Source organism: Endozoicomonas sp. YOMI1, from assembly GCF_024606345.1.
Taxonomy (GTDB): Bacteria; Pseudomonadota; Gammaproteobacteria; order Pseudomonadales; family Endozoicomonadaceae; genus Endozoicomonas.
The window spans coordinates 1-8286 of sequence record NZ_JAHHPM010000444.1 but is presented as its reverse complement, the minus strand read 5'-3'; the positions used below and the strand labels follow the sequence as shown (position 1 = coordinate 8286).

At 50.1% G+C, this 8286-nt stretch carries 10 protein-coding genes; 5 read left to right on the top strand and 5 right to left on the bottom strand.

The genetic code is table 11. From position 1 onward, the window contains the following. Positions 1-276 precede the first annotated feature (276 nt). Complete coding sequence (locus KDK15_RS15845) at positions 277-708, bottom strand: hypothetical protein (RefSeq protein WP_257296358.1); 432 nt, start codon at positions 706-708, stop codon at positions 277-279. A 34-nt stretch (positions 709-742) separates the two neighbouring features. Here KDK15_RS15845 and KDK15_RS15840 point away from each other — a divergent pair, with 34 nt between their 5' ends. After that, entirely contained in the window at positions 743-3127 is a 2385-nt protein-coding gene (locus KDK15_RS15840) for a hypothetical protein (RefSeq protein WP_257296357.1), read from the top strand. Between the two features lie 146 nt (positions 3128-3273). On the opposite strand, the gene KDK15_RS15835 is transcribed toward KDK15_RS15840, so the two are convergent. The 4 genes from KDK15_RS15835 to KDK15_RS21565 form a co-directional block, all read right to left on the bottom strand. After that, on the bottom strand, positions 3274-3588 hold the full coding sequence (locus KDK15_RS15835) for a hypothetical protein (RefSeq protein WP_257296356.1): 315 nt from the start codon (positions 3586-3588) through the stop codon (positions 3274-3276). Next, positions 3573-3713 carry a hypothetical protein gene (locus KDK15_RS15830; RefSeq protein WP_257296355.1) on the bottom strand — a complete coding sequence of 47 codons (141 nt, stop codon included), beginning with the start codon at positions 3711-3713 and terminating at the stop codon, positions 3573-3575. The genes KDK15_RS15835 and KDK15_RS15830 overlap by 16 nt, the downstream gene beginning before the upstream one ends. A gap of 432 nt (positions 3714-4145) precedes the next feature. Next, on the bottom strand, positions 4146-4679 hold the full coding sequence (locus tag KDK15_RS15825; RefSeq protein WP_257296354.1) for a relaxase/mobilization nuclease domain-containing protein: 534 nt from the start codon (positions 4677-4679) through the stop codon (positions 4146-4148). Continuing rightward, entirely contained in the window at positions 4676-4963 is a 288-nt protein-coding gene (locus KDK15_RS21565) for a hypothetical protein (protein WP_373691385.1), read from the bottom strand. The genes KDK15_RS15825 and KDK15_RS21565 overlap by 4 nt, the downstream gene beginning before the upstream one ends. A 118-nt stretch (positions 4964-5081) precedes the next feature. On the opposite strand from KDK15_RS21565, the gene KDK15_RS15820 reads away from it, so the two are divergent. From KDK15_RS15820 to KDK15_RS15805, 4 genes are all read left to right on the top strand, one after another. Beyond that, a complete protein-coding gene (locus tag KDK15_RS15820; protein WP_257296353.1) occupies positions 5082-5867 on the top strand; it encodes a hypothetical protein in 786 nt (261 codons plus the stop codon). 5 nt (positions 5868-5872) lie between these two features. After that, a complete protein-coding gene (locus tag KDK15_RS15815) occupies positions 5873-6967 on the top strand; it encodes a hypothetical protein (protein WP_257296352.1) in 1095 nt (364 codons plus the stop codon). Positions 6968-7053: 86 nt separating this feature from the next. After that, positions 7054-7608: a hypothetical protein gene (locus KDK15_RS15810; protein ID WP_257296351.1), complete on the top strand. Its 555-nt coding sequence runs from the start codon at positions 7054-7056 to the stop codon at positions 7606-7608. Positions 7609-7804: 196 nt separating this feature from the next. Continuing rightward, the gene (locus KDK15_RS15805; RefSeq protein ID WP_257296350.1) at positions 7805-8188 is read left to right on the top strand and encodes a winged helix-turn-helix domain-containing protein; all 384 of its coding nucleotides are present in this window, start codon (positions 7805-7807) and stop codon (positions 8186-8188) included. The last annotated feature ends 98 nt before the right edge of the window (positions 8189-8286 follow it).

Here is an 8286-nt window from a genome sequence, read left to right as displayed (position 1 = left end):
TTCTGGTTCTACAGATGGCTCAGCTGCTTCTTCATCAATGACACCTGCATCAACAAGCACGACAGCCGAACAGACAACAACTCAACAATCAATAACCGAGAAAAAAGCACGATCAACGTCTGATACCGCCAGTCAAAAAATAACTTCTAGCATTTCAGATAGCACAACGGCTGCGTCACCGCTGACAGAAACTTCAACAGCCACAGGAACAACTCCATCAACACAATCGCCAGCAACCGCTATAACTCAGGCGACAATTGATAAAACAGCAATACTTCAATCGACAACCGGGCAAGCAGCATTATCATCTGCAACCACCGCAGCAGGAGGTGACCCTCGCATCTCTGACAGCACAACGCCGTCTCCAACCTCAACAATCATCTCAACCGCTGCACAGGCCAGACAATCAAAACAAACAACCCCCGACACGGCCAAGCAGTCAGTTATTTCTGCTTCCAGAGATAGCTCAGCTGCTTCTTCCTCATCAATGACGCCTGCATCAACAGGCACGGCAGTCGAAAAGACAACCACCACCACAACAACAACACCTGACAGCACACCGCAAGAGAAGACCGCCAGTATTTCCAATCGTACAAACCCGACCGAAAACACAACGGCCACGGCAACAACAAATTCTACGTCTTTGCCAAAGACGGAATCTGATAACAACCAACGGCTGCGGCGATTCATCAAATCATTCACAGACAAATGCAAAACGATCCATTCACGATTCAATAAAGAAATGGCCAAAACCTATGCCGATACCCGCAACAAGGTTCGCCAGGCACCAGCAACCGAGGGGCAACCATTAGACAGTTTGGAAAAAGAGATTCTTCTGGGGGATTCATTGCACCAACTGAATCAACAATTCAGCAACAAGTTTCTGAATATTTATAAAAATGCTCACCAGTTTATGAAGCATCTGACCCCGGCTGCAATCAGTAAAAAAAATCACCGTACTGCCCAGTCCATCATCAGCGCCAAGGTCATTTCCGAGTTCCAGACAATGTATGCCACGTTCAGCAATATACGCCTGCAGATGCTGTCAGACCTGGGCTATAGCAACCAACAACCTCTGGACCGTGCCGCCATCATACGACTTTCGTCTGGTGTTTATACCCCTCCTGCAACGGCCTCCGTGAACACAGATCATCTGCTCAAAGCCTTAGAGCAGCAACCACAGTCAGCCAATCCTGACGGCTTTGATCGTTTTTTGAACGACCTGAGCCAAATTCTGCATGGAAAAACTGGCCAGAAACAGCAGACGACGCCGGTAACCGGGAACTCCCGACCACAGGAAAAACCTGAGCCAGCGGAAAAAGCGAAAAAACTGAACAGTGATATCATTGCCCAGCAACACAGGCCCCACAACCAACAGTTATTAACCCGTATCTTGCAACAGGAGCAAGCCCTGTTTCTTGAGAATATCCAGCAACCCGACATAAATCCTGTCAGGAAACTGAAGGGTAATACCGCTCCAACTCCCCCATCCCATGGCATGACCAGTGTCCAGCCTGACCCGGGCAAAACCAGCACACCATTGGCCATAGCCAGTACCCCCAGCACCAATGGCCAAATTGCCACAAGTGCCATAACACCGACGAACTATTCACTCACCGACAACCTGACGCTGGCTAACATGCTGGTTGCAAAAATCAGTGATCGCCCCATACACCTGAACCACACCATGGCACCAGGAACCACAGGAAAGAACGCCTCCCCGCTTGACCAGTCACCGGGTATGCAGCTGCTGACTAACAGCCTGGCTCTGGCCAGACAACTGCGGACAGAACTCACGGCCCTGGCCAACGATCTGGCCAACCCGGATAAAAATGTCAGTACACAGTGGGACCAGGACGATCTGATTAACCTGGCCATTATCCAGACCCTGCCTGAAGCATCCGCTGGCAAGGCAACGGAAAACTTTCTATCAAGCGTTCTCACCTCAACGACAGTGGGCATACAACACCAGAAACCTGACAATATATTCCGGGCTGACGGCTCCCTGCGCGGCACTAGCCAGGCACCCGGTACGTCACTTTTTCGTGATCCGTCAACAGGCAAGACCGTCGATCATGGCATAACCAGACAACTGGCGAGAATCATGTTACAGGCCATGGCCAGAAGCCGACTGGCTGAGCAGACAGTGAACGACAATATACCAAAACATCTGTTTGACAAGATTATTGGCCAGGCAGCACAACTGCACAATCGCCAACCTAAGAGTGTAATCATTCGACTGGGCCAATTGCTCGGGCTGGAGCAGGGTTCATCGGCCAACACCATGGACTCACTGACCAAACTTCTTGAACAACGATTGCCGTCCAGCCAGAAAATTGACATCACACCACCAACGGACCTGCCACTGGTCAGGGGCCTGGTCTCCGGTCGTTACCGTGAAACCCGGTCCCGCTTTATGAATCTGGCACCGGACAGGCAATTGGATCTGCTGAAATCGCTGGCCAGTCAACCCGACTATCTGGGCCTTGACCATTTTTCTGCCCCCCTGGCCCGGTTGGAGGCCGATGTTGCCGTCGCTACACAAACACCATCGCCTATCCCGGTAGGCTCGGATCAACCGTCGGACAGGCAGCCCCCCGATTGGCAAACCTTCCAACTTGATCAGAGAGCCTGGCAACTGTTTACCCTTCTGTATAACGCCCGGTTTGAGGCACCGGCAGAAGCCATCAACCGGATAAAAACAGCGGCACTGATCCAGCGCCAGGGCATTGAGCCCCATCCGGATGAGGCCCAGCGTCTCAATCAGCTGGTGATAACACTATTGCCAGTGCGCACCAGTGCCAGTGACCGGGCCCAACTGATCAACACCAGGGGCAAGGCGCTACCGAAGCCAGTCAGACTGCACCAGTTCAACCAGCAACGTATCACCGAAATTCTCAGCAGCTACGCAACCATCAAGTCACTGGTCAGCAGACAATTCCCGCAGGTATTTGGCGATCGGGTCAGTGATGCCCGATTAAAGGATGAACTGGTCTCCCAGATAGCAAGGGCGAGTTTGCAGGAGCTTAAGGGCAAAACGACAACCGGTCAGTGGCAACAGGCAGTTACGCGGCAAATGATCAGTGAGTTTGCTGATTTCCGTAGCGACCAGGCTGAAGCCAGCTGAAAAAACAGTTATTCAATTAACTCCAGGGTTAACCACTTTAATTGACCAGGACACAGGTTACCGGTAATGAATGGTCACAGTAGGAATGGCGGTCACCTGCCACCCCCTGCGCAGATCCGTACTTGCACTGCTAGCGCATACGGCTCCTACCTCGAGTATTTAACGTCAAACCGTTGCTCCGGCCATGGATGAAGAACTTTTACTTTGGGCAACACAGTATTGATGAAGGCAGCAAACTTCTTCCAGCTCAGTTTGCTTCTCTGGCTGCGTCGCTTCAAGGCTTTGTACCAAATCTTTTGCACCTCTGTCCTGAAGGCATTGATTCTCAGTCCATTGCCGGGCACCGAAAAGTAGTTCATGTGACCTTGCAGTACACGTCGCAACCATTTCAACTGCTCCGGCACGGGGGCATGCCTGTGTTTCAGGAGATAGTCTTTGATCTTGCTCAATGTCGCTCGCATTCGCTCTTTGCTGGTTCACGCTGAAAGCCCAGCACACTGTCATCCGCAAAGCGAACCACAATCATTCGTCCAGAGGCTTCCCGCTTTCGCCATTGGTCAACCCAAAGGTCAAACACGTAGTGCAAATAAATATGGCTCTTTTCGGGTTACAGACTGCTCTGCAATGAAAATTGGCCAAAGGTCTTGATATACAATGCCTTCAGGAAACTGCTGGCTAAATATTGCCAAGCCCTGCCACAGGAGGATTCCAGCCTGATTTATGAAATCAGCAGTCTGCAATACGAAAAGAGCCTTTTCCAATAGCTGACGGTTTTCTTCTAATAGCCGTTTTTTGTTGGAGGTAGGCCTGCTCTTATGAACCAGCTGTTTCCATTGTGGCCTTAGGCGTTGTTTATTGGCCAGGTAGAGCTGTTCTTCGTCTTTGTCTTTGAAAATATAAAAGATCCCCCGGCGCTACCGGGATGGGTTCTTCATCGAGAATCTGTTCGATGAAGATCTGGAGTTCCGTCTGGCTGAAGTATTTTTGAAACGTATTTTTGCTGGTGAGTACACCGTCTTTAAAGGGCTTGAATTTCAAGGCTATCCATAGCCTGCTCCCAAATTCGATAGTCTTGGTGCAAGTTAAAAATTTTGCCTTTTTCATTCACCGTTGCGTAGAGCATATGCACATGCAGGTGCGCAGTATCCCCGTGCACAACGAAAAGGGCTGGTCGCTGCCCCGGTGCCACCATGCCTAAAGATTCCCTGGCCAATTTGCAGGCAGTTCCTGCATCCAGCTTTTGACTGTCTGATGGGTGAAAACTAATCACACGGTGTTCCCACTGTGATTGAGGAGCTTTCTTTCCTGGCCGGTTACGCTGGTTCCAGTCTACGATCTTGCGGATGAACGATTGTGCCGATGCTTTCGGAGAGTCGGTTATCAAGATTGGATTGGCAAGGTCTGTCTCTATATTCAGTACTCGCTCACTACTCTCTGCCTTTTTCATTGTTTTGACGTCAGAATCCTGCTGTTTTGCATCTGGGTCCAACATATAGCGTGCAACGGAAATTCCTTTCGCTATACTTCCGGTCAGTTTGGCATCAGCAATCATCGTTTCTGGCTATGGAATTTTACGAAGAGACTGATTGCTTTAATGACCAGCTGTAGTTCGTATGTGTCAGGGACTTTTCCGGAGCGTATGATAGTTACAAGCTCATTGATCATATTCCCGATTTGGGCCACTTCTTCCAGCTGCCGCCGTTCAATCTCTGATGGTGGCGGAGGTAAGGCTGTGTTCCGATGCAGAGAGAGGAGGTATTCTGATACGTGCAAATTCAGTGATTTTGCTCTTGCCCGGATTGCAGATTTTTCCTGAGAACTTACCCGGATCTGCAAAGTAATGACATTACTTTGCCCTTGCTTGCATCCCGCTGTGATCTGACTGATAGTTCAAATCTGTCATTTTCGACCAGTAAACCCTCCACGCGAGAGGACAATATAAGAGATGCTGTGAATGCTTGAAATATTAATTTCTGCGACCAATGCCTTTTGTCAGTACATGAAGGTTGATCTGGATCGGTTACCCAGTCCGGATGGTAAGCGCATAGGCACTCAGCCGATTGCTTCTGGCGATAATGTCATTGCCTGGCAGGTGCATGCGATTAAGGGCTACCGGAATAGAGAAGGGTACACGGATGTTATTGCCGTAGAAGCCCGCAGTCGTTATGCCATTTTGTTTTCTAACCCGATGTTTTCAGATTTAGATGAGTTTGCTGAGCGGTTCACCAAACGCTGGGCTAGAGAGTGTATCCATATGGCCATAGAGAGTGGTGCTACAACAGAGGAGCAGGCTCAGACCATGTATGACCAGTTTCTGGATATGGAGAAGGGGATCCGGTTTGTCAGGAATACCGACCTCAGCGTCAACGGACATGTTGCGGATGCGGAGCAGTGGCTGAGTCAATCCTATGAAGATTATGGGGTGGAACAACTGGACGAGAGTGAAGAGATCGGGTTGGGAATGCACCGCATCAACTGTGTTCACAAAAAGGCCAGGGCGTTTTCTGGTGTAAAACAAATGGAGCGGTTTATTCCCATGTCACGGATGGTAGATGATTGGCTGTTCCGGTTTGCCAGAGGTCTGTCTGAGTGGGAGTATCCGCAAACGCCCGATGGGGATTTTCCGAATCCTTTTCCTGCAGCAGCTACTGTTACCGGGCAGGAGGCACCATTGGCTGTGCCCGATAATGTGGTCAGCCTTGACGAAGTACGTAAGCGTAAGACGATGCAGAAGGCATAACAACCATGAGTGAATACCAGTATTACGAGTTGGTGGCCGTTGACCGGCAGTTGTCGAAAGAGGAGATGGGTTATCTCCGGGGGATTTCCAGCCGGGCTCAGATATCGTCTACGCGGTTCTGTAACACCTATAACTACGGTGATTTAAAAGCCGACCCAAGGCAGTTACTGAGCAGGTTCTTCGATGCCTATGTTTATGTCTCCAATTTTGGCTGCAAAATTTTTGCGATTAAGGTGCCTCGTCATCTTATTGATGAATCGACACTGCTGCGTTACCTCCTGGGGGATATCTGCACTTACAAATCGTCTGGCGCGCACTGGATTATTGAATTTGTTTATGAAGATGAAGACGGCTACGACGATGAGTGGGATGAAGGCGATGGCTGGATGGGCAGCCTTCTGAACATTCGCAGTGAGCTGATGCACGGTGATTATCGTTCACTGTATCTGGCCTGGTTATCTCAATTGGATGATTTGGAACCCGATGCGCTGTCCCCCGCCATCACTCCAGGCCTTGATGATCTTTCTGCCAGCCAGAGTGCATTGTGTGATTTCCTGAAACTGGATGCCCAACGGGTTGTTGCGTCGGCCAAGGTCAAACCGGATTATGCCAGTGTTGAGCCTGAAGTGTTAATTGATCAATATGTCATGCAACTCCCGGAAGCGACGGCCAGAGCCCAGCTAAAAGCGTTACTGTTAGATGAAACCGGTACTGCACGAAGAGAACAGTTTGCCGCTCTGGTGGATCAGGCTCAGGAAATACCGCGCAGCAGTTCAGTCACTGTAGGCCATCTGCTGGCTTCTGCCCGGGAGCTGCGGAAAAAGGCTGATGAAAAGGCCATGATGCAAAAGCAGCTGCAACAGCAGCAAAAGGCCGAAAGCGTTGTCGCCAATGAAGAGGCCTATTGGCGTCGGGTGGAAGAACTGTTTGAGCAAAGAGGCTCATCTACCGTGTATTCCGAGCTGTCAACAAAGCTTGGCGATCTTCAGCTGATGGCCAAAATGCTGAACAGACAAACAGCCTATGACCAGAAGCTGGCAGAGCTGAAACAACGCTATGCCAAGAAAATCAGCCACTGGCAGGGATTAAGACGCCGGTAACCAGCCATTGTTTATGGTGAAGGTGAGCTTCCTGAGTTCAGAATGTGATGATGCTCGAATGTTCTTTTCCGGAGTAACGACGAAGAATGAATAACAGTAACCCGCCAGCCAAGCCAACCATGGATTATGCCCAATTGCTGGAAGCCCTGAACCGTGCCAGCACCTTTGATCTATTCCGGCTGAATGCCAAGATTGATCGTGAGCTGGAGTCGTCAGAACGTATTGGCAGGATCAAGGCTGCGCTGACCATAGGGCAGAAGCTGAGCTACTTTGATCGTAACAGTAATTCGCTGCGAGATTGTGAGGTGTTGCAGCTTAAGCAAAAGCGGGCGCTGGTGCTGGATTTTACCGATGGTAAACGTTGGACAGTGCCTTACTACATGCTCAACCTCGAAGGTGCCGATGCTCGTGTTAATCATGAAACTCAACAAGGCCTGAGTCGCCATGCCATTGCTGTAGGCGATCTGCTGGGTTTTAAAGATAAGCATGGAGAGGAACATTTTGGCCATGTCCTCCGTCTGAATACTAAATCGGTCACCCTGCAGGTGTCAGAAGGGCAATGGCGGGTCGCTTATTCTCTGCTTTACCGGGTTCTGGATGGGCAAGGTGAACAGGAAGGGGAGCTGTTGATTGACGGTTAGAGGGCTGATCAGCGCAGAGAGACTGTTCAGGGCTCATTACTTGAGTGACTGGCATTATTGGGTTGAGCAGGGATACCATTTTTAAGTCCTCTTCAGTCTCAATCTGGTACTCAAGAGTCCCAGGAAAGGACCTTGAGAAGTCCCGTAATGAGACCTGTAGTACCCAAAAAGAGACCTTTAAAGGACGACTTCCCTCTTGACTACCATTGCCTCTGCTCTCTTTACGAAAACCCAGCAAAGGTTGTTATCTGAGCTTTATGGTAAGCCGGATACATCGTTTTATCTGAATGAGCTGGTTCGGTTGGCTGGGACTGGCAAAGGTGCTGTTGTCCGGGAAGTAAAAAAAATGACCGAAGCAGGCATACTGGTCACTTATCAGCAGGGGAATCAGCAGCACTATCAGGCCAACCCCGGAAATCCTGTTTTTGAAGAATTAAGGGCAATTACACGCAAAACGTTCGGCATAAAAAAATTGCTTACCAAGCCCGTCGTAAAGCATCGCCCAATCGGGCCGGGCCGCGCAGGCGGTGATATAAGACAGGAGCGCGCGGAGCGCTTCGCGGGGCGGCCATCCGCTTGAGTGTTTGTTCATATGCTGCTATTTTCTCATGGTCTCTTGTAGGCCTACCGTCGGGCAGACGGGATGTTAAGTCTGCGGAGTTCGTGTGAGACCTAGAG

What these genes read in the sequence shown, in the direction of transcription:
- KDK15_RS15840 (WP_257296357.1), top strand. Translation starts at nt 743, where the DNA reads ATGGCCAAAACCTATGCCGATACCCGCAACAAGGTTCGCCAGGCACCA.
- KDK15_RS15825 (WP_257296354.1), bottom strand. Translation starts at nt 4,679, where the DNA reads ATGATTGCTGATGCCAAACTGACCGGAAGTATAGCGAAAGGAATTTCC.
- KDK15_RS15835 (WP_257296356.1), bottom strand. Translation starts at nt 3,588, where the DNA reads ATGCGAGCGACATTGAGCAAGATCAAAGACTATCTCCTGAAACACAGG.
- KDK15_RS15815 (WP_257296352.1), top strand. Translation starts at nt 5,873, where the DNA reads ATGAGTGAATACCAGTATTACGAGTTGGTGGCCGTTGACCGGCAGTTG.
- KDK15_RS15820 (WP_257296353.1), top strand. Translation starts at nt 5,082, where the DNA reads ATGCTTGAAATATTAATTTCTGCGACCAATGCCTTTTGTCAGTACATG.
- KDK15_RS15810 (WP_257296351.1), top strand. Translation starts at nt 7,054, where the DNA reads ATGAATAACAGTAACCCGCCAGCCAAGCCAACCATGGATTATGCCCAA.